Origin of the sequence: Dactylosporangium sp. NPDC000555, from assembly GCF_040300025.1 — a bacterium.
GTDB lineage: Bacteria > Actinomycetota > Actinomycetes > Mycobacteriales > Micromonosporaceae > Dactylosporangium.
Window position 1 is genome coordinate 26192 of record NZ_JBEPDB010000072.1, and the last position, 22307, is coordinate 48498.

Here is a 22307-nt window from a genome sequence, read left to right on the forward strand (position 1 = left end):
TGTCCGCGACCCTCACAGCTCGCGGGCGATGAGCGGGCCGAGCCGCTCCAGCACGTCCGGGTCGAGCAGCTCCGAGTGGCCGCAGGCGATCGCGGCCGTGCGCAGCCGGCCCGCCACGTGGGCCCGCCAGCCCTCCGAGGCGTCGCCGGTGTGGCCGGGCTCCGGGACCGTGGCGTCGACGAAGAACACGTCCGCGTCGAGGACGCCGTAGCGCGCGCCCGCCATCATCCGGTCGCTGTCGAGATAGTTCTCCACCACACGGGCGATCTGCGCGTCGGTGAGCGCGCCGAGCGCACCGCCGAGGCCCCGCACGAGCGCCACCGCCTCGGGCAGCGACACCGCCGCCGGTACCCGGTAGCCCAGCTCGGTCAGCAGCGCGGCGATCGCCGCCGGCCCGTCCCACTCCCCCGCCGCCGTCGGCGGTGCGTCGGCGCGCGAGTCGAGCATCCCGACGAACGTCACCTCCCGCCCGGCCGCGACGAGCCGCTCGGCGAGGACGTGCGCCAGCGCGCCGCCGAACGACCAGCCGAGCAGCCGGACCGGGCCGGCCGGCGCCAGCTCAGCGATCCGCGCCGCGTGCTGCGCCGCCAGCTCGGCCATCGTGGCCGGCAGGCCGGCGTCCCGGCCGAGCCGGGGCGACTGCAGCCCGATCAGCGGGACGTCCGGCGGCAGGTACCGCTTCAGGCCGGCGAACTGCCACACGAGGCCGCTCGCCGGCGGCAGGCAGAACAGCGGCGGCCGGTCCGTGCCCGGGTGGAGGCCGGCGTGCAGCACGACGACCGGGGCGAGCGCGTCGCCGGGCGGGGCGTCGCCGGCGATCCGCCGGGCGAGCTGCGCCACCGTCGGCGCGGTGAAGAGGTCCGCGACCGGCAGCTCGGCGCCGAGCTCCCGGCGGATCGCGGCGGCGAGCCGCACCAGCAGCAGCGAGTGGGCGCCCAGCGCGAACAGGTCGTCGTTCACCCCGACCGGTGCGGCGCCGAGCAGGTCCGCGACGATCGCGCACAGCCGGGCCTCGACGCGGCTGCGCGGCAGCGCGGGAGCGGCCGTCGTGGCGCTGGCGGGCTCGGGCAGCGCGGCCCGGTCGATCTTGCCGTTCGGCGTCTGCGGCAGCTCGTCGAGCACTACGAACGCGGACGGCACCAGGTAGCCCGGCAGCCGATCGGCGAGGTGGTCGCGCAGCTCGGCCGGGGTCACCCGCGCGGCGTCGCCGGTGGCGTAGCCGACGAGGTGATCGCCGCGCGCCACGACGACCGCCCGGCCGAGGAGGGGGTGGGTGGCGAGGGCCGCCTCGACCTCGCCCAGCTCGATGCGGTGCCCGCGGACCTTGACCTGATGGTCGGTGCGGCCGAGGAACTCCAGGTCGCCGCCGGGCGTCCAGCGGGCCAGGTCGCCGGTGCGGTACAGCCGCCCGGGTCCGGTGGGGTCGGCGACGAACCGGGTCGCGGTGAGCGCGGGGCGGCCGTGGTAGCCGCGGGTCACCTGGGCGCCGCCGAGGTACAGCTCGCCCGGCACGCCCGGCGGCACCGGCCGCAGCGCGGCGTCCAGGACGTGGGCGGTGGTGCCGGGCAGCGGCCGTCCGATCGTCGGACGGCCGGCTCCGACCGGGGCGGCGGTGGCCCAGACCGTGACCTCGGTCGGCCCGTAGAGGTTGGTCACGCCGCGCGCACGCCGGTGCAGCTCGGCGCCGAGCGCGGGCGGCAGCGCCTCGCCGCCGACCAGGACCCGCAGCCCGGACAGGTCGGTGTCGGCCCCCTCCAGCAGCGCGGACCACAGCGACGGGGTCGCCTGCATCACCGTCGCCTCGGCCACCAGCGGGGCCAGCAGCGCCGGGTCGCGCACCTGCTCCCCGGAGGCCAGGATCACGCCGCCGCCACGGCGCAGCGGCTGCAGCAGCTCCAGCGCGGCGATGTCGAACGACAGGGTGGTCACGGCGAGCACCCGGTCGCCGGCGGTCACCGGCACCACCGTGTCGACCGCGGCGAGGAACGCGCCCAGGTCACGGTGGGTGACGACGACGCCCTTCGGCCGCCCGGTCGAGCCCGACGTGTAGATGACGTACGCGGCGGTGCCCGGGTCGGGGGCCACGTCCGGCGGCGTCCCGGTATCCGCCGCGGGTTCTGGCGCGGGGTCCGGGCCGATGACCGGGCAGGCTCCGCCGGCGAACCCTGGGTCGGCGGCGAGGACCACGACCGGCCGGGCGTCGTCGATCATGTACCGCAGCCGCTCCGCCGGATACGCCGGGTCGAGCGGCAGGTACGCCGCGCCGGTCTTGTGCACGGCGACGATCGCGACGACGAGGTCCACGGTGCGGGGCAGGGCGATGCCGACGAGCCGCTCCGGGCCGGCGCCGCACGCCGCGAGCCGGGCGGCGAGGGCGTCCGACGCCGCGTCGAGCGCCGCGTAGCCGAGGGTCCGGTCCGCACCGCGCACGGCGACGGCGTCCGGGGTGTCCCGCGCGTGCCGGCGGAACGCGGCCACCCACGGCTCGAAGCCCGCTCCCGAGGCCGGTTCCGAGCCCGATGCGATCGCCGGCAGCGGGCCGCCGGTGTGCCACCGCGCCAGGTCCCGCTTGTCGTCGCCCGACAGCAGCGCGGCGTCGCCGATCGGCCGGTCCGGATGCTCGGCGAGGCCGGCCAGCAGCCGGACCAGGCGGATCGCCAGTCGCCGCGCGGTGTCGTCGTCGAACCGGCCGGTGTCGTACTCGACGGTCACGTCGACGGCCGGACCGGCGTCGACGAAGGTGACGTTGAGGTCGACCTTCGGGTCGGTCGCGAAGCCGGGTTCGTCGCCGACGGGCAGGCCGAGCAGCGTGCCGTCGCCGGCCGCGCGGTGGTGGTAGCCGATCATCACCTGGAACAGCGGGTTGCGCCCGGCCACGCGCGGCGGGTTGACGGCCTCGACGACCTGCTGGAAGGGCAGCTCCGCGTGCTCGAACGCGGCGAGGTCGGCGGCGCGGACGCGGCATAGCAGCTCGGTGAACGTCGGCGCCCCGGACAGGTCGGCGCGCAGCACCACGGTGTTGACGAAGAACCCGACGAGGTCGTTCAGGGCCGGGTCGGTGCGGCCGGAGGCCGGGGTGCCGATCGGCACGTCGTCGCCCGCGCCGTGCCGGTGCAGCAGGACGGCGAGGCCCGCGTGCAGGACCATGAACAGCGTCGCCGACCCGGCGGCGGCGAGGCCGCGCAGCCGGGCGACCAGCTCGGCCGGGAGCGTCGCGCCGACGCGGCCGGCTCGCCCGCTGCGGGCCTGGGTGCCGGGCAGCGGGATCTCGTCGGGCAGCCCGTGCAGGCAGCGGCGCCAGAACTCCCGCTCCGTGGCCGGGTCGCCCAGCAGGTCGGCGTGCCAGGCGGCGTAGTCGGCGTACTGCACCGGCAGCGGCCGCCAGTCCGGGGCGCGACCGGCGAGGCGGGCGAGGTAGGCGTCGCTGAGGTCGCGCAGCAGCGGCCGGTCGGACCACTCGTCCATCGCGATGTGGTGCAGCACCAGGCCCAGGATCGAGCTCCCGCCGGGCTCCTCGACGACGGCGGCCCGCACCGGCAGTTCGGCGCCCAGGTCGAACGGGCGGGACAGCAGCGGGTCGACGGCGTCGCCGACGTCGACCCGCGCCTGCTCCGGCGGGACGATGCGCTGCCCGTCGAGGGTGACGAGGGTGCGCAGCACCTCGTGCCGGGCGAGCACGTCGCCAAGCGCGGCGGCGAGCGTGGCCCGGTCGATCCGGCCGCGCAGCCGGACGAGCAGCGGGTAGTTGTAGGCGGTCGAAGCCGGGTCGAGGTGTTGCAGCAGCACGAGCCGCTGCTGGGCCGGCGACAGCGGCGGCTGCCCGGTCAGTGCCGCGCGCGGCCGCGGGGTCAGCGGCGGGCGGGCCGGGCCGGTGCCGAGCCGGGGCGCCAGCCGCGCCGGGGTCGGCGCGTCGAACAGCTCCCGCAGCGGCAGGTCGGCGCCGAGCTCGGTGCGTAGCCGGCCGAGCAGCCGCATCGCGACGAGCGAGTGCCCGCCGCGGTCGAAGAAGTCGTCCTCGACGCCGAAGCCGGCGACGCCGAGCACCTCGCCGAAGATCGCGCACAGCCGCCGCTCGGTGTCGGTCGCGGCGGCCCGCCCGGCGGTGGCCACGGTGCGCGGCTCGGGCAGCGCGGCGGTGTCGAGCTTGCCGTTGACGGTCAGCGGCAGCGCCGCCACGACCGCGTAGGCGGCCGGGACCAGGTGGCCCGGCAGCGCGGCCTTGAGCCCGTCGCGCAGACCCGCGAGGTCGAAGCCGTCGACGTCGTCGCCGGCGGGCACCACGTAGGCGACGAGACGCTTGCCGCCGGTCACGTCGGGCGCGGCGAGGACGGCCGCCTGCCGCACGCCCGGCCGGGCCGCGACCGCCGCCTGCACCTCCCCCAGCTCGACCCGGTGGCCGCGGATCTTCACCTGGTCGTCGGTGCGGCCGAGGAAGTCGAGGTTACCGTCGGGACGCTGCCGGACGAGGTCGCCGGTGCGGTACATGCGCCCGCCCGGCGTGAACGGGTCGGCGACGAACCGCTCGGCGGTCAGCGCCGGCCGGTTGAGGTAGCCGCGGGCGAGGCCGGCGCCGGTGATGTACAGCTCCCCGGGCACGCCCGGCGGGACGGGGCGCAGCCAGCCGTCGAGGACGTGGACGCGGGTGTTCCAGATCGGGGTGCCGACCGTCGAGGTGGCGCTGCCGGTGGTGCCGCCGCCGAGGGTGTTGATGGTGTACTCGGTCGGGCCGTACAGGTTGTAGCCGAGCACGCCGTCCGCGTCGCGCAGCGTGGTCCACAGCGGCTGCGGCACGTCCTCGCCGCCGAGCAGCACCAGCACGGGCCGGTGCGGCCCGTCGAGGAGGCCCTCGTCGAGCAGGTGCTGGGCGTACGTCGGGGTCACGTTGACGACGTCGACCCGGTGCCGCCGGCAGTAGGCGGTCAGGGCGGCCGCGTCGCGGCGCAGCTGCTCGTCGCAGACGTGGACGTGGTGGCCCTCGACGAGCCACAGCAGCTCCTCCCAGGACATGTCGAAGGAGAACGACACGGTGTGGGCGATGGTGAGCGTCCGGCCGCTGGCCGCGGCGATGGTCGGGCCGAAGATGGCCTGCCGGTGGTTCTGCTGCATGTTGGTCAGGCCGAGGTACGGCGTGACGACGCCCTTCGGCCGGCCGGTCGAGCCGGAGGTGTAGATGACGTACGCGGGGTGCGCGAGCCTTCCGGGCGTGCCGGGCGCGAACGGGCCCAGCTCCCGCGGGGTCAGCGGGGTGGCGGGATACGCCGACAGGTCGAGCGCGTCCAGGCGGGTGCCGCCGAGCCGGCCGGCGCTGAGCACGAGCATCGGCCGGGCGTCGTCGACCATGACCCGCAGCCGCTCGTCGGGGTGGTCGAGCTCCAGCGGCAGGTACGCCGCACCGGTGCGCAGCACCGCGAACAGCGCCACCACCATGTCGAGGGAGCGCGGCAGCGCCAGCCCGACGAGGAGTTCCGGGCCGGCACCGGCGGCGAGCAGGTAGCGGGCGAGCCGGTTGACCCGCGCGTCGAGCTCGGCGTAGGTGAGGGTGGTCGCGCCGGCGGTGAGCGCCGGTGCGTGCGGGGTGCGGGCCGCCTGGGCCGCCATCAGCTCCGCGATCGTGTCGGGCAGCACCGGGCGGCCGGCACCGGCCAGGCCGGCGAGGGCGGCGGGCTGGCCGGCGGGCCCGGCGACGGGCAGCGCGGCGACGGGCGAGTCGATGTCGTCGGCGAGGCACAGCACGACGCGCTCCAGCCGGTCCAGCAGCGCCTCGGCCTCCGCGTGCGGTACCACGTCGGCGCGGTACTCCAGCCGCAGCCGGAGCCGCCGGCCGGGGGTGGCGACCCAGGTCAGCGGGTAGTGGGTGGCGTCGACCGCGGTGACGCCGACGATGCCGTGCTCGGTCTCGAGGTCGGTGAACGTGTCGTCGCCGAGGAAGTTCTGCAGCACGTAGAGGCTGTCGAACAGCGTGCCACCAGCACTGCCGGCGGCGCGCTGGATGTCGCCGAGCCCGAGGTACTCGTGCGGCATCATCGCGACCCGGGCGGCCTGGACCCGGTGCAGCACGTCGCGCACCGGCTCGCCTGGCGCGAACGCGATCCGAGCGGGCACGGTGTTGAGGAACACGCCGACGACCTCGTCGATGCCGTCGAGCTCGGTCGGGCGGCCGGCCACGGTGGTGCCGAAGACCGCCTCGGCGCGGCCGGTCGCGTGGGCGAGCACCAGGCCCAGGGCCGTGCTGAGCATCGCGTTGAGGGTGACGCCGGCGCCGCGGGCCCGTGCGACGAGCCGCGCGGTCCGCTCCTCGGTGAGCTGCCGGGCGAGGCTCGTGGCGAGCACGGGGCGGGTGCCGGCGGCCTGCGGGTAGAGCAGGGTCGGTTCGGCGAGCCCGGCCAGCTCCGCGGCCCAGGCGGCGGCGGACGCGGCGGTGTCCTGCCGGTCGAGCCACCCGAGGTAGTCGGTGAACCGCCCGGCGGGTGCGGGCGGGGTCCGGCCGGCGTAGTGCGCGAACAGGTCGCGCAGGACCAGCTCGCGGGACCAGCCGTCCCAGAGCAGGAGGTGGTAGGTGAACAGCAGCCGGTCGGTGCCGTCGGGCCGGCGCACGACGGTGAGGCGGGCCAGCGGCGGCTGGGCGAGGTCGAACGGCCGGGACCGGTCCTCGGCCATGATGCGGTCGAGGCCGGCGTCCCCGTCCGCCTCGACGGCGTCGACCCGGCCGGTCAGGCCGGCGGCGAGCAGCGCGACCGGGCGGGGCCGGCCGTCGGCGGTGAAGCCGAGCCGGATCGCGGGGTGCCGCTCCAGGACCCGGGTCCAGGCCCGCGCGAGCCGGTCCGGGTCGATCCGGCCGGCGAAGTCGAAGGCGTTCTGGGCGACGTACACGTCGGCGTCCCCGGCGAGGCGGGCCTGGACGAACAGGCCCTCCTGCAGCGGCGAGAGCGGCCACGCCTCGGCGCCGCCGCCGGACAGCTCGCCCAGCGCGGCTGCCCATTCGCCGGCCAGGCCGTCGACGTCGAGGCCGTCGTCGGCGTAGGTGAGCACGGCGCGCAGCTGCGGGCCGTGCGGGGTGGCGTGACAGGCCGCGTTGATCTCCAGCAGGTACGGGGTGCCGAGGTCCGGGTCCGGCGCGGCACGCAGGGCGCCGGCCTCGGGCGCGGTGTCCCAGTCGGCGGTCCCGCCGCCGAAGCGGCCGAGGTAGTTGAACAGCACCTGTGGGGTGCCGAGCCGGGCGAGCGCGGGGGCCGTACGGGCGTTGGCGTGGCGCAGCAGCCCGAAGCCGATGCCGTTGTCGGGGGCGGCGGCGAGCCGCTCGCGGACGTCGGCGAGCGCCTCGGCCGGCGTGCCCGGGACCGCCGGCAGCCGCACCGGCGCGATGGCCGTGAACCAGCCGACGGTGCGGGACAGGTCGGTGCCGGGCAGCGGTTCCCGGCCGTGCCGCTCCAGGTCGAGGGTGAGCTCGGCGGCCGGGTCCGCCCCGCGGGCGGCACGCCACCGGGTGACGGCGAGGCGCAGGCCGGCCACGAGCAGGCCGGTGACGTCGCCGCCGGCGGCGGCGAGCAGCGCCTCGGTGGCGGCGGGCGGCAGCCGCAGCTCGTGGTCGCGGGTCGCGCCGGCGGTGAGTCCGATCGTGTGCCGGGCGGGGTCGAGCTCGCCGCCCGGCGCGAGGGTCCGGCTCCAGTGCTCGAACTCGCCCATCCGGGCCGCCTGCCCGGCCTGCTCGTGCAGCAGCCGCGCGTAGGCGCGCAGGGACGTGCCGGTCGGGCCGGGTTCCGGGTCGCGCAGCTCGTCGGTGAGGATGCGCCAGGACACGCCGTCGACCACGAGGTGGTGCGCGACGAGCAGGAGCCGCCCCTGCCGGTCCGGGCCGCGATCGAACCACACGGCCCGCAGCATCGCCCCGGCGTCCGGGTCGAGGCGGTCGGCGGCGGCGTCGGACTCGGCGCCGATCCGCTCGCGCAGCGCCTCGTCGTCGAGGCCGGCCGCGTCGACCCGGCGCAGGTCCAGCGCGCCGTCCACCACGGAGTCGGTGGCGGGCCGGGCCTCCAGCGACCACAGCAGCGGCGAGGGGCGGTGCAGCCGCAGCCGCAGGGCGTCGTGCCGGCGGACCAGGGCGCGCAGGCGGGCCGCGATCCCCTCGCGGGTGCTGCCGGCCGGGGTGAGCAGCAGGTCGGCCTGGTTGTGCCGGTGGATGCGGCCGCCGAGCTCGGCGAGCCGCTGCACGATCGGCAGCAGCGGCACCTCGCCGACGCCCTCACCGTCCCCGCCGGCGGGACCCTCCGGGTGCGCGGCGAGCGGCTCGGACGGCCCGACCTGCGTCGCCAGGGCCGCCAGGGCCGCAGGGGTGCGGTGCGTGAACACGTCGCGCGGGGTCAGCGTGAGGCCGGCGCGGCGGGCGCGGTTGACGAGCTGGATCGCGATGATGCTGTCGCCGCCGACGGTGAAGAAGTCCTCGCCGGCCGCGACCGCGCGCACGCCGACGACCTCGGCGACCAGCTCCCGCAGGAGCCGCTGGGCCGGCGGCTCGTCGCCGTCGACCTCGACCGGGCCGCGGTCGCCGCTGGGTGCCGGCAGGGCGGCGCGGTCGAGCTTGCCGTTGACGGTCAGCGGCAGCGCGTCCAGCCACTCGTAGGCGGACGGCAGCATGTAGGCGGGCAGCCGCCGCGCGAGGCCGTCGCGGATCGTGTCGCCGGCGCCGCGGCGGCCGACGAGGTAGGCGACGAGCCGCCCGTCGTGCAGCGCGGCCGCGGCGGTGACGACGCCGTCGAGCGCCGACAGCGCCGACTCGACCTCGCCGAGCTCGATGCGGTGGCCGCGGACCTTCACCTGCTGGTCGGAGCGGCCGGCGTAGACGAGGTCGCCGGTCGGGGTGCGGCGGGCGAGGTCGCCGCTGCGGTACAGCCGTCCGGGCCCGAACGGGTTGGCCACGAACCGGGCCGCGGTGAGGCCGGGCCGGTCGAGGTAGCCGCGGGCGAGCTGCTCGCCCTCGACGTAGATCTCGCCGGTGACGCCGGCCGGGACGGGGCGCAGGCGCTCGTCGAGGACGTGGACGCGCAGGCCCGGCAGCGGCGCGCCGATGACGCTGCCGGCCGCGGTGTCGGCCTTCGTGTCGGCTCTGGCCAGGGCGCGGAACGTGACGTGCACCGTGGTCTCGGTGATGCCGTACATGTTGACCAGCAGCGGCGCGTCGCCGGGGTGCCGGGCGTACCATGGCGCCAACCGGGACAGGTCGAGGGCCTCGCCGCCGAAGACGACGTAGCGCAGCGCGAGTCCCGCGGTGTCCTCGCCGGTCAGCGGGTAGAACGCCGACGGCGTCTGGTTGAGCACCGTGACCCGCTCGTCGCGCAGCAGGGCGGCGAAGCGGCGCGGGTCGCGGGTCACGTCGCCGCCGACGACGACGAGCCGGCCGCCGTGCAGCAGCGCGCCCCACAGCTCCCACACGGAGAAGTCGAACGCCGAGGAGTGGAACATCGTCCACACGTCCTGCGGGCCGAAGGTGAACAGCTCGCGGGCGGCGGCGAACAGCGCCAGCACGTTGCGGTGGGTGACCGCGACACCCTTCGGCCGCCCCGTCGACCCGGAGGTGTAGATGACGTAGGCGGTGTTGTCCGGACGGAGTTCGGCGCCGCCGACCGGTCCGGCCGGGTGGGCGGGCAGCGGATCGTCGACGCGGACGACCGGGATCCCGCCGGGCACCGCGAGCCCGGGTGCGGTGGCCCGGTCGGTGAGCACGCAGACGGGTGCGGCGTCGCCGAGGATGTACGCCACCCGCTCGGCCGGCGCGCCGAGGTCCACCGGGACGTAGCAGCCGCCGGAGCGCACGACGGCAAGCAGCGCGACGATCAGGCTGGTGCCACGGGGCAGCGCGACGGCGACCCGGGACTCGGGCCGCACGCCGCGCGCGGCCAGCTCGTGGGCGAGCCGGTCGGCGCGGGCGTCGAGCTCGGCGTAGGTGAGCCGGTCGGCGCCGTGGCTGACCGCGACGGCGGCCGGGTCGGCGGTGAACCGCGCGGCGAGGGTACCGGTGCCACCGGCGACGAGCGGCCGGGACGCGGCTTCGCGGGCGAGGCCGGGCAGGTCGGCGACCGGCGTGGAGAACCCGTCGGCCAGCCGGTCGAGGATCGATTCGACCGCGGCCAGCAGGGTCCCGGCCGTCGCGGCGCCGACGAGCGCCGCGTCGTACTTGATCTCCAGGGTCAGCCGCTCGCCGGGGAACGCGACCAGGGCGAGCGGGTAGTGCGGGGAGTCGGTGCCGGTGAAGCCGCGCACGGTCAGCCCGGCGTCCTCGTCCGCGCGGACGGCGGGGAAGTTCTCGACCACGACCAGCGAGTCGAACAGGTCGCGGGCGCCGGCCAGCCGGGCCAGCTCGGCGAGGCCGACGTGCTGGGCGTCCAGGACCTCCGTCTGCTGTTCCTGCAGCCGGGTGAGCACGGCGCCGGCCGGCTCGGCCGGATCCCACGACATCGGCAGCGGCACGGTGTTGATGAGCAGCCCGACGACGGTCTCGACGCCGGGCAGGTCGCCGCCGCGGCCGGAGACGGTGGAGCCGAACACGACCCGGTCGCGGCCGAGCAGGTTGCCCAGGAGCAGACCCCAGGCGGCGTGCACGGCGGTGGACAGGGTGATGCCGTGGGCTCGGGCCAGGGCGGCGAGGGCCGCGGTGCGCTCCGCGGGCAGTGCGCTGTGGACGCTGTCGTGCGCGGCGACCGGGCTGCCGGCCGGGTAGAGCAGCGCCGGCGTGACGCCCGCGAGTGTGCGGGCCCAGACCTCGCGCGCGGCGGCCGGGTCGCGGGCGAGCACCGACTCGACGTGGTCGCGGTACGTCACGGCGGCCTGAGGCAGATCGGTGCCCTGCCGGTAGGCGGTGACGATGTCGTCGAAGACCAGCGGGTAGGACCAGCCGTCGGCGAGGATGTGGTGCATCGTCTCGACCAGCCGGTGGTCGGTGGGGCCGAGCGACACCAGCGCGTAGCGCAGCGCGGGCGGGCGGGCCAGGTCGAACGGCTCGGCGAGCTCGGCCGCGCAGAAGGCGGCCAGCTCGTCGGCGGAGCGCACGGATGTGGCCCGCCACGGCACCCGGACGGAGGCGGCGACGGCCTGCACGACACGCCCGTCGCGCAGCTCGCGGAACCCGGCGCGCAGGGCCGCGTGGCGGTGCACGGTCGCCTCGACGGCGCGGCGCAGCGCCTCGGGGTCGACCGGGCCGGACAGCCGGGCGACCTGCTGGACCAGGTAGGTGTCGGCGCCCGGCTCGGCGACCAGGTGGTGCACGTACATGCCCTGCTGCAGCGGCAGCATCGGCAGGACGTCCTCGACGGCGCCGAGGTCGCCGGTGAGGTCGTCGACGTCGGCCTGGGTCAGGGCGACGAGCGGGAAGTCCGACGGGGTGTGCCCGGCGAGGCCGGCGCAGCGGGTCAGGGCCTCCAGCGCGGCGCGCCATCGCCCGGCGAGCGCGGCGACGTCGGCCTCGGCGAACAGGCCGGCCGGGTAGGACAGGGTCGCCGTGAACGTGGTGCCCTCGGCGCCGTCGGCGGCGAACGCGTTGACCTCCAGGGTCATCGCCGGGTTGGTGGGGTCGACGCCCTCGCGCAGCGCTGCGGTGGGCGCCCAGTCGGCGCCGGCGCCGGCCGGGAAGCGGCCGAGGTAGTTGAACAGGATCTGCGGTACCGCGCCGGTGAGCCGGTGCCGCAGGTGGCGCAGCACGCCGTAGCCGGCGCCGCGCGACGGCACCGACCGCAGCTGCTCCTTGACCGCCTTGGCGGCGGCCGCGAGCGCCGGGCCGGCGGCGAGCACCTCGGCCCAGCCCAGCGCCCCGGGGTCGACCCGCACCGGGTGGATGGCCGTGAACCAGCCGACCGTGCGGGACAGGTCGGCGTCGGGCGCGCCGAACACATCCCCGTCGCGGCCGTGGCCCTCGAGGCTGAGCAGGACCGCCGTGCTCCCGGCCGGCCGCCAGGCCCGCACGGCGAGCGCGAACGCGGTGAGCAGCACGTCGTTGACGGTGCCGTGGAAGGCGGCGGGCACCTGGGACAGCAGCGCGCCGCTCACCTCGGGCGGCAGGGTCAGGGTGACCGACCGGACCGTGGCCGCGGTGTCGACAGCGGCGTCGACCGGCCGGGCGCCGAGGATCGGGTCGGGGGTGGCGAGCACCTCGCGCCAGTGGGGCTCCTCGCCGTCGAACCGGTCGGTGTCGGCGAGGCGGGACCAGGCGGCGAATGACACGGGCACCGGGTCGAGGGCGGCCGGGCCGCCGGCCTCGAGGCCGGCCCAGGCGCGGGCGAGGTCGGCGCCGATGATGCGCCAGGAGACGCCGTCGATGACGAGGTGGTGGACGACGAGCAGCAGCTCCCGGGCGGCGCTCGACCAGACCGCCGCGACCATGCGGCCGGCGTGGGGGTCGAGCCGGGCGGCGGCGGCCTCGAGCGCGGCGGCGCCGGTGTCGCCCTCGGTCACCGGGACCTCGGCGCCGGCGGTGGTGGCTGGCACGGTGACGGTCCAGTCCGGGCCGAGGACGGCGCGCAGCAGGTCATGGGTGTCGACGAGGGCGCGCAGCGCGGCGTCGAGCGCGGCGCGGGTCAGCCCGGCCGGGGTGCGCAGGGCCATCGCCTGGTAGAAGTGGCCGAGCGGGGTCCGCGCGTCGCGGGTCTCGGCGAGCATCGCGGTCAGCCGGACCGGTCCCGTGCCGTCGCCTGGGGCGGCGAGCGGCGCGGGCGCGGCGGCGGGCAGCGCGGCGGCCACGGCCTGGACGGTGCGGCGGCGGAAGATGTCGCGGGGCGTCACCGGCAGGCCGGCGGCGCGGGCCCGCCCGGCGACGGCGATCGAGGAGATGCTGTCGCCGCCGGCGGCGAAGAAGTCCTCGTCGACGCCGACCTCGGGCAGGCCGAGGACCTCGGCGTAGATCGCGCAGAGGGTGCGTTCCCGTTCGTCGCGCGGCCCGCGCACCGCGCCGGCCGACGGGGCCGACGGCTCGGGCAGGGCCGCGACGTCGAGCTTGCCGTTGACGGTGAGCGGGAGCGCGGTCACGACGCCGTAGAGGGCCGGGACCATGTAGGAGGGCAGCCGCTCGGCGAGCGCGGCCCGCACCACGGCGGGCAGGTCGGCCCCGGCGGCGCCGCCGGGCACCAGGTAGGCGGCGAGGCGCCGGGTGCCGGCCGGGCCGGGCCGGGCGACGACGGCCGCCTGCCGGACCTGCGGCAGGGCGGTGAGGGCGGCCTCGACCTCGCCGAGCTCGACGCGGTAGCCGCGGATCTTCACCTGGTTGTCGTCGCGGCCGAGGAAGTCGAGGCTGCCGTCAGGGCGCTCGCGGACGAGGTCGCCGGTGCGGTACATGCGCCCGCCGGGCACGGACGGGTCGGCCACGAACCGCGACGCGGTGAGCCCGGGCGCGTGCAGGTAGCCGCGGGCCAGGCCGGCGCCGGCGATGTACAGCTCGCCGGTGGTGCCGGCCGGCACGGGGCGCAGGAAGGCGTCGAGGACGTAGCCGCGGGTGTTCCAGATCGGCCGGCCCACGGTGGGCGTTGGGCTGTCGCCGGTACCGGCGCCGAGGGTGTTGATCGTGTACTCGGTGGGGCCGTAGAGGTTGTAGCCGGTCGGCCCGCCGGGCGTGCGCAGCCGGGCCCAGACCGCGTCGGAGACCGCCTCCCCGCCCAGCAGGACCAGCGTCGGCGGGTGGCCGGCCGGGTCGAGCAGCCCCTCGTCGAACAGGTGGTGCGCGTAGGTCGGGGTCACGTTGACGACGTCGATGCCCTGCGCGCGGCAGTAGGCGACGAGGGCGACGGCGTCACGGCGCAGCTCCTCGTCGCAGACGTGCACCTCGTGGCCCTCGACCAGCCACAGCAGCTCCTCCCACGACATGTCGAAGGAGAACGACACCGTGTGCGCGATCCGCAGCCGTTCCCGCCCGGCGGCCCGGGCGCGGGCGACCGCGGGGCCGAAGATCTCGGCACGGTGGTTGAGCTGCATGTTGGTGAGGCCGCGGTACGGCGTGACGACGCCCTTCGGCCGGCCGGTGGACCCCGACGTGTAGATGACGTAGGCGGGCCGGTCGAGCCGGTGCGGGTCGGGCACGGCGGGCGGCGGGTCGGCCGGGTAACCGGCGGCCTCGTGCGGTGCGACGGCGGCGCCGCTGTGCCGGTCCCGGATGGGCGCGCCCGGCAGGGCGACGAGCAGCGCCGGGCGGGCGTCGTCGAGCATGCCGGCGAGCCGCTCCAGCGGGTGGTCGAGCTCCAGCGGCAGGTAGGCGGCGCCGGCGCGCAGCACCGCGAACAGTGCCACCACCATGTCGATGCCGCGAGGCAGGGCGAGGGCGACGATCCGCTCCGGTCCGGCGCCACCCGCCAGCAGCAGCCGCGCCGTCCGGTTGACCCGGGCGTCGAGCTCGGCGTAGGTGAGCGCCTCGCCGCCGAAGACGAGGGCGGTCGCCGCGGGCTGGGCGGCGGCCCGCTCGGCGAGCAGGTCGGCGATGGTCGCCTCGCCGATCGGGTGCTCGTTCGCCCGCCACGCGGCGCGCCGGGTGCCGGCCTCGGCGGGCAGGACCAGCTCCAGCGCGCCGGCCGGGACGTCGAAGCCATCGGCAAGGGTGGTGAGCAGGCCGGTGAACCGCTCGACGAGGGCGGTGGCCCGCTCCTCGGTGACGACGTCGGGGCGGTACTCCAGCTTCACGCGCAGCCGCGCGCCGGGCGTCACCACCCATGTCAGCGGGTAGTGGGTGGTGTCGGTGTACTCGACGCCGGCGATGCCGTGCTCGCGCTCCAGGTCGGCGAACGTGTCGTCGGCGAGGAAGTTCTGCAGCACGTAGAGGGTGTCGAAGAGCTGCTCGTGGCCGGCGGCCCGGTGGATCTCGCCGAGGCCGAGGTGCTCGTGCGCGGCGAGGTCGATGCGGTCGCGCTGGGCGCGGTGGGCCAGGTCGAGCACGCTCGTGCCGGCCGTGGCCGCGACCCGGACGGGCACCGTGTTGAGGAAGAGGCCGATCACGTCCTCGATGCCGGGCAGGCCGGTCGGCCGGCCCGCGACGGTGATGCCGAACACGACGTCGGCGCGGCCGGTGTGGTAGCCCAGGACGAGGCCGAGGGCGGCGGTGAGGACCGAGTTCAGGGTCAGCCCGGCGTCCCGGGCCCGGCCGGTGAGCCGGGCGGTGACGTCGGTGGGCAGGGCGGCGAGGACCCGCTCGGACAGCATCGGCGCGCGCCCGGCGGCGGCCGGGACCATCAGGGTCGGTTCGGTGACGCCGTCGAGCGCGTCGCGCCAGGCGCGGGCCGCGGCGCCGGTGTCGCGGCCGGCGAGCCAGTCGAGATAGTCGGTGAAGGACGCGGCCGGCGGTGCGGGCGTCCGCCCGGCGTAGAGGGCGAAGAGGTCGCGCAGCACCAGCTCCCGGGACCACCCGTCCCAGAGCAGGAAGTGGCTGGTCAGCAGGAGCGAGTCGCGGTCGCCGCGGCGGGCCACGGTGAGCCGTACGAGCGGTGGGGCGGCGAGGTCGAACGGCTCGGCGCCGTCGCGGCGCACCAGCTCGGCGAACGCGGCGTCGTCGCCGGTGACGTCGACGACCGCGACGCGCGCGGGCACCTCGCCGGCGATGACCTGGACCGGCTCGGCGAGGCCCTCACCGACGACCCCGCCGACGAACCCGGCCCGCAGCGTCGGGTGGCGGCGCAGCAGCGCCGCGAACGCGGCGGTCATCGCCTCGACGTCGACCCGCCGGTCCAGGTCGAACACGTTCTGCGCGAGGTACGTGCCGGCGGCCCGGCCCTCGTCGCCCTGGTCGAAGGTGGCCTGGTAATAGACACCCCGCTGCAGCGGCGACAGCGGCCAGGTCTCGGCGGCGGCGGCGGTGTCGTCCGCGCCGAGCACGGGCCGCACGGCCGCCTCGACCGTGCCGCCGTCGGGGGCCGGCACGGCCGCGGCGGTGAGGCGGCCGTCGATCGCCCGGGGGGTGCGCAGCTGGAGCACGTCGCCGGTGGTGAGGTCGATGCCCTCCTCGGCGAGGCGGTTGACGACGCGGATCGCGGCGATGCTGTCCCCGCCGAGCGCGAAGAAGTCGTCGTCGGGGCCAGCCTCGGCGCCGAGCACGGCGGTGAACTGGGCGCCGATGCGGGCCTGGCGCGGTGTCGGCGCCGCGTCGCCGCGGGCGGCCGTCCGGGTGGGCGCGGGGAGCGCGGCCCGGTCGCGTTTGCCGTTGGGCAGCAGCGGGATCGCGTCGAGGACGGTGACGGTGGCCGGGACCAGGTGGGCGGGCAGTTCGGCGCGCAGCGCCGCGAGGATCTCGCCGGGCCGGGCGTCGCGGGGCTGGGTGTCGCCGGTGACGTAGGCGGCCAGGGCGCCGCCGACGCTCGCGGCGACGGCGTCGCGCACGCCCGGCAGCCGGGTCAGGGCCGCCTCGACCTCGCCGAGCTCTACCCGGAATCCGTTGATCTTCACCTGGTCGTCGGCGCGACCGAGGAACTCGACCTGCCCGTCGGCGGTCCACCGGCCGAGGTCGCCGGTGCGGTACAGCCGGTCGCCGGGCGCGCCGAACGGGTCGGCGACGAACCGCTCGGCCGTCGCCGCGGCCCGACCGAGGTAGCCGCGGGCGTTCTGCACGCCGCCGACGTAGATCTCGCCGGTGACCCCGGCCGGGACCCGGTCGAGCGCGCTGTCGAGCAGGTGGACGCGGACCCCCGGCACCGGTGCGCCGAGCGGCACCGGGCCGGGGCGCGCGCCGACCACCGCGGTGAGCACGTCGCCGGCGACCTCCGACGAACCGTAGGAGTTCACGATCTCGGCGTCCGGCGACGCGGCCGCGAGGGCCCGCACGACCGGCGGCGTCAGCGCCTCCCCGCTGGTGATCCAGCGGCGCAGGGCCCGGACCCGGGCCGGTGCGCTCTCGGCGAGCGCGGCGGCGAGGCTGGGCACGGCGAGGAGCTGGGTGGCGCCGCTCGCCTCGACGAGCCGGCCGAGCGCGGCCCCGTCGGCGGCGGTGGTGTCGTCGGCGAGGACCAGCGTGGCGCCCGCGACGAGGCCGCCGAGCAGCTCGGTCACGCCGTCGACGAAGCTGAGCGAGCTCTTGGCGACGCGCCGCTCGCCCGGCCACGCGGCACGCGCCCAGGCGAGCCGGTTGGCCAGGGCGGCGTGCGTGCCGACGACCCCCTTCGGGCGGCCGGTGGAGCCCGACGTGTACAGCAGGGTCGCGGCGTCCGCCCCGGTCAGCCCGGCGGCGCTCAGCTCACCCGCCGCGTCCGCCACGGCGTCGCCCACGGCCAGCTCGGGCCGGCCGTGCGGGGGCAGGGCCGTGGCGGCGGGGCCGCCGGTGAGCACGCACACGGGTGCCGCGTCCTCGATCATGTACCGCAGCCGCGCGGCCGGATAGCCCGGGTCGAGCGGCAGGACGGTCGCGCCGGCCCGCAGCACCCCGAGGAGCGCGACGGCGAGGGCGGTGCCGCGCGGCACCGCCACCGCGACGACGTCGCCGCGGCGCACGCCGGCCGCGGCGAGCGCGTGGGCGAGCCGCCCCGAGCGGCGGTCCAGCTGCGGATACCGCAGCTCCTCCGCGCCGCACACGACGGCGGCGCGGTCCGGGTAGCGCAGCAGGTCCAGGACGGTCACCTCGGCCGCCCCGGCGCGCCGCTGGGGCTCGCCGGCTCCACCGGCCAGCGGCGCCGCGCAGGTGGCGCCGGTGGCCACCGCGTCGAGCAGCCGCAGGTATTGCTCCACCAGCCGCTCGGCGGTGGCGGCGTCGACGTGCGTACGGTCGTGGGTGAGCGTGACCGTGAACGGCCCGGCCGGGCGCACCATGAGGGTGACCGGGTAGTGCGGCGCCTCGACGACGTCGATACCGGCCACCCGCACGCCGCCGTGGCCGACCTCGGCGGCCGGGTAGTTCTCGATGACGACCAGCGTGTCGAACAGTTCGGTGACGCCGAGCCGCCGATGGAGTTCGGCGAGCGGCACGTGTTCGTGCTCGATCGTCTCGCGCTGGTCGGCGGCGAGGCGGGCGAGCACGGCGGCGAGCCGCTCCCCCGGCGCCCACCGGACCCGGGCCGGCACGGTGTTGATGAGCAGGCCGGCGATCCGCTCGATGCCCGGCACGGCGAGCGCCCGCCCGGCGACGGTCGAGCCGAACGTGACGTCGGGCCGGCCGGTGAGGCGGCCGACGAGGATGCCCCACGCGCCGGCCACGACGTTGCCGGGGGTCAGGCCGTGTGCGGTGGCGAAGGCGCGCAGCCGGTCGGCGAGCCCGGCGGGCAGATCACGCACGACGCGGCCGAACCCGGCGCCGGCGCGGGCGGGCGGGGCCAGCGCGGCGGCGAGCCGGGTCGGCTCGTGGACGCCGTCGAGGATGCGGTCCCACACGGCCCGGTCGCGCTCGGCGTCGCGCGCGGCGACGGCGCTCAGGAACGCGCGGTACGGCACGGGCGCCGGCTGTCCGGCGCCGGCGTACCCGGCGAGCAGGTCGTCGAGCATGACCGGCACCGACCAGCCGTCGGCGAGGATGTGGTGGACGGTGTGGACGAGCACGTGCCGGTCGGCGGCGAGGCGCACCAGCGTGAAGCGCATGGCGGGTGGCTCGGCGAGGTCGAACGGCCGGGCCCGGTCGGCGGCGGCGATGCCGTCGAGCTCGGCGGTGCCGGGCAGCTCGACGTATCGCCACGGCGCCCGGATCCCGGCGGTGTGGACGGCCACGACGCTGCCGTCGCCGACGGGCCGGAACGCGGCGGCGAGGTTCGGGTGGCGCTCCAGGAGCCGGTCGGCGGCGGCGCGCAGCCGATCCGCGTCGAGCGGGCCGGCGAGCTGGACGAGCTGCTGCACGACGTAGGGGTCGGCGCCGGGGGTGCGGGTGGCCTCGAGGTGGTGGAAGTACAGGCCGGCCTGCAGCGGGGCGAGCGGCAGGATGTCGCGGAGGGCGGGTCCGTCGAAGCGGTCCACGTCGGCCTGGGTCAGCGCGACGAGCGGGAAGTCGCTCGGGGTGTGGCCGCCCACGCCCGGGTCGGCGGCGATCGCGGTGAGCAGGCCGGTCCAGTGCTCGGCGAGCTCGGCCACGTCGACCGCCGTGAGCACGCCCGCCGGCCAGCTGAAGGTGGCCGACAGCAGCGGCCCGTCGGCGGTGTCGACCGCGACGGCGTTGAGCTCGAGCAGGCGCGGCATCGGCATCTTCGGGTCGCGGTCCTCGGCGACGACCGGGCCGCCGCCCGTGGCGGTCCACGGCTCGCCGGTGCCGGCGCCGAACCGGCCGAGGTAGTGCACGAGCACCTGGGGCGACACGGCGAGGCCGGGCCGGCCGGCGAGGTGGCGCAGGACGCCGTGGCTGAGCCCGCGCCCGGGCACGGCCCGCAGCTGCTCCTTGACGGCCTTCACCGCGGCGCCGAGGTCGGCGCCGTCGCCCGGGTCGACGGCGACCGGGTACAGGGTGGTGAACCAGCCGAACGTCCGGGACAGGTCGAGGTCGCCGACGAGGTCCTCCTCCCGGCCGTGCCCCTCCAGCTCCAGCAGCACGGCCGGGTGCCCCTCGCCGTCGCCGCCGCGCCAGCGCCGCACCGCGAGGGCGGCCGCGGTGACCAGCACGTCGTCAACGCCGCCGTGCACGGCCGCGGGCACCGCCCCGAGCAGCCGGGACGTGACATCGGCCGGCAGGGTCACGGTGAGCCGTTCCTCGTTGGCGACGACGTCGCGGGCCGGGTCGAGCGGGCGGCGGCCCAGCGGCGGGTCGGGGGTGGCGGCCACGGCTCGCCAGTACTCCTCGTGGCCGGCGAACCGTTCGCGGGCGGCGGTGAGGGTGGCGGCCCACTGCCGGTACGAGGTGGTGGCCGGCTCCAGCGCGATCGGGCGACCGGCGGCGACGGCGTCCCAGGCCGTGCGCAGGTCCTCCGCGAGGATGCGCAGCGAGACCCCGTCGACCACGATGTGGTGGACGGCGACGACGAGCCGGCCGGGGGCGCCGGGCCCGGCGTCGAGCCAGGTGAAGGCGGCCATCACGCCCGCGCGCGGGTCGAGGCGGGCGACCGCGGCGGCGGTCTCACGGGCCGTCGCGGCCTCGTGGTCGGCGTCCGCGGCCACCCTGAGCACGGCGGGGCGGACGCCAGGCGGCGGGATGGTGAGGCCGCCCCGGTCGTCGACGACGGCGCGCAGGACGTCGTGGGTGTCCAGCAGCGCGGCCGCGATCCGCTCCAGCCCGTCGAGGGTCAGCCCGGCCGGGGTGTGCAGCGTGATCGCCTGGAAGAACCCGTCGAGCGCGGGCCCGTGCTCGCGCAGCCAGGCCACGATCGGCGTGTCCGCGACCTCGCCGGTGGGCTCGACCGGTGGTCCGGCCGGCACGTCCGAGGGCGCCTCGGCCAATCCCCCCAGCCCGGCCAGCGCCGCCGGGGTGCGGTGGGCGAAGAGGTCCCGCGCGCGCAGGACGAGCCCGGCCCGCCGGGCCTGCCGCACGACGCCGATGGCCACGATGCTGTCGCCGCCGAGGGCGAAGAAGTCGTCGTCGACGGCGACCGACGGCAGCCCCAGCACGTCGGCGAAGACGTCGCACAGCGTCCGCTCGCGGTCGGTGGCGGGGGCGCGGCCCGCGGCCCTCTCGCCGGCCGCCGGGGCGGGCAGCGCGGCCCGGTCCACCTTGCCGTTGGCGGTGACCGGGAACGCGTCGAGCAGGACGAAGGCGGACGGCACGGCGTGCTCCGGCAGCCGGTCGGCGCACCACGCCGCCAGGTCGGCCGCCAGGCCCGCCACCGGTTCGGGGCCGGTGGCCTCGGCGATGGCGTAGCCGGCGAGGTACGCCGCGCCCGCCGGGCTGTGCCGCAGCGTGACGACCGCCTGGCGCACCGCCGGGTGCGCGGCGAGGACGGCCTCGACCTCCTCGAGCTCGAGCCGCATGCCGCGGATCTTCACCTGGTTGTCGGCGCGGCCGACGAACTCCAGCGTGCCGTCCGGCATCCAGCGCGCCAGGTCGCCGGTGCGGTACAGGCGGGCGCCGCGCGGGGCGAACGGGTTGGCGACGAACCGCGACGCCGTCAGCGCCGGCGCGTTGACGTAGCCGCGGCCGAGCAGGAACCCGGCCGCGTACAGCTCGCCGGTCGCGCCGGGCGGCAGCGGGGCCAGCGCGTCGTCCAGGACGTACAGCTGGGTGTGCGGGTTGGGCCGGCCGATGGAGCTGGCGATCCGCTCGGCCGAGTCGCGGTAGACGACGTGGGAGACGCCGATGGTGGCCTCGGCCGGGCCGTAACCGTGGTACATCGTGGTAGCCAGCTGGGAGCGGAAGCGCTCGAACAGCTCCGGGGTGAGCACCTCCCCGCCGCACCAGACGTGCTTGAGCCCGGCGAGCCGGCCGATGCCGCGGTCCATCTCCAGCAGCACGTCGAGCATGGACGAGACGAGGTACACGAAGGTGACCCGCTCGCGGGCGATGAGATCCAGCAGGTACTGCGGATCGCGCTCACCGCCGGGCTCGGCGACCACGACGTGGCCCCCGCTGACGAGGGGCAGCAGGATCTCGTTCACCGAGATGTCGAACGCGAGCGGCGCCTTGAACAGGGTGGCGTCGCCCGCGCCGAAGTGCAGGATCTCCTCGATCTGCCAGCGCAACCGCTCGCAGATGGCCTCGTGCCGGATCATCGCGCCCTTCGGCCGGCCGGTGGAGCCCGACGTGAAGATCACGTAGGCGAGCCGGCCGGGGGCGATGTCCACCTCCAGCGGCTCGGCGGACTCGCCGTCGTGGGCCCACCGGGCGAGGTCGAGGTCGTCGAGCACGTGGGTGACCCGTGCGTCCGCGAGGACCTGGCGGCGCCGCTCGGCTGGCCAGGCCGGGTCGACCGGCACGAAGGCGCCGCCCGCGACCATCGCGGCGAGCACGCCGACGACCATCTCGGCGGAGCGGGGTACCGCGATGCCGACCATGCCCTCGTCGGCCAGGCCCTGCCGGCGCAGGGCGCGGGCCAGCTGGAACACCTTGGCGCCCAGCTCGGCGTAGCTGAGCCGGACGTCGCCGGCGACCAGCGCGGGGGCGTGCGGCGTGCGGCGGACCTGTTCGGTGAACAGCGTGGCCACGTCCGCGCGGCGCTCGGGTTCGGTCGCGTCGTTCCACTCGTCCAGCCGCCGCAGCAGGTCCACGGTGGGGTCCACAGCCATCGTCGCTCGCCTTCAGTCGGTGCTCAGGGAAACAGCGGTGGGGCGGGGGCCGGGGGTGCGCGCCTCCCAGGCGGCCCACAGCGCGGCGTAGCGTCCGCCGGCGGCCAGCAGCTCGTCGTGGGTCCCCTCCTCCACGACGCGGCCGTGCTCCAGCACGACCACCCGGTCCGCGGCGCGTGCCTGGGTGAGCCGGTGCGCCACGACCAGCGTGGTGCGGCCGGCGGTCGCCGCGAGCGCCG

The 22307-nt window shown here is 77.2% G+C and carries 1 protein-coding gene and 1 pseudogene; both read right to left on the reverse strand.

Annotation, left to right across the window (positions count from 1 at the left end; translation table 11 throughout):
* Positions 1 to 12: 12 nt before the first annotated feature.
* Complete coding sequence (locus ABT297_RS32455; RefSeq protein ID WP_350556228.1) at positions 13 to 22068, reverse strand: non-ribosomal peptide synthetase; 22056 nt, start codon at positions 22066 to 22068, stop codon at positions 13 to 15.
* A gap of 12 nt (positions 22069 to 22080) precedes the next feature.
* Positions 22081 to 22307 (reverse strand): annotated as a pseudogene (locus tag ABT297_RS32460) (ABC transporter ATP-binding protein); the annotation flags it as partial.